Annotated in this window: 1 protein-coding gene; it reads left to right on the forward strand. The window is 63.6% G+C overall.

Translation table 11 applies throughout. The features are described 5' to 3' along the window. The coding region (locus NW856_RS14350; RefSeq protein ID WP_414400779.1) for a TIM-barrel domain-containing protein at positions 1–773 on the forward strand (773 nt) is incomplete at its 5' end. Between the last annotated feature and the right edge of the window lie 27 nt (positions 774–800).

Genomic DNA, 800 nt, shown 5'->3' on the forward strand with positions numbered 1-800 from the left:
CCCGTTGGATGCAAATGGGAATTCTTTACCCCCTCATGCGCGGCCACAGCGCCCTGGGCACCCGCCCCCACGAGCCCTGGAGCTTTGGCCTCGAAGTGGAAACCATCTGCCGGCAGGCCATTCAGTTGCGTTACCAGCTGCTGCCCTACCTCTACAGCCTCTTTTGGGAGTCCAGCCAAACCGGATCCCCCATCTTGCGCCCCCTTCTCTACGAGTTTCCCGACGATCCGCAAACCTACGAGATCTCAGATCAAGCCATGCTGGGATCCGCCCTCCTAGCTGCCCCTGTAGTCCGGCCTGGCGTGCGGTGCCGCGCTGTTTACCTACCCCAGGGCACTTGGTTTGATTGGTGGACAGGTCAGGCCCACACCGGCCCCCGCTACATTCTCGTCCCTGCCCCTCTCGAACAACTGCCGCTGTTTGTGCGGGGTGGCTCCGTTCTGCCTTTAGCTCCCCCCTGCCCGTCCACCGCCCACCTGCGCCGTGACCAACCGCACCTCAAACTCTACCCCGGCAACGGCAGCTTCACCCTCTACGAAGACGACGGGGAAACCCTCGCCCATCGAGCAGGAGCCTGGGCCACCACCCTCTTCCGCTTGCGACAGCAAAATGGCCAGCTCATTCTGGAGATCGAGGCCCGCCAGGGCAACTGGAGCCCGCCCCAGCGTAGCTGGCTTCTGGAGCCCCTTGGCCACACTCCCCTCTCCCTGCCGGACACCGGACAGCCGCAACGGGTTCTCTGGCCCACCCCAGAGGATCCCCCGTTTAGGTGACATACTCCCATCACTGACCCTACAGGT

This window comes from Synechococcus sp. R3-13 (genome assembly GCF_047462195.1).
Lineage (GTDB): Bacteria > Cyanobacteriota > Cyanobacteriia > Thermostichales > Thermostichaceae > Thermostichus.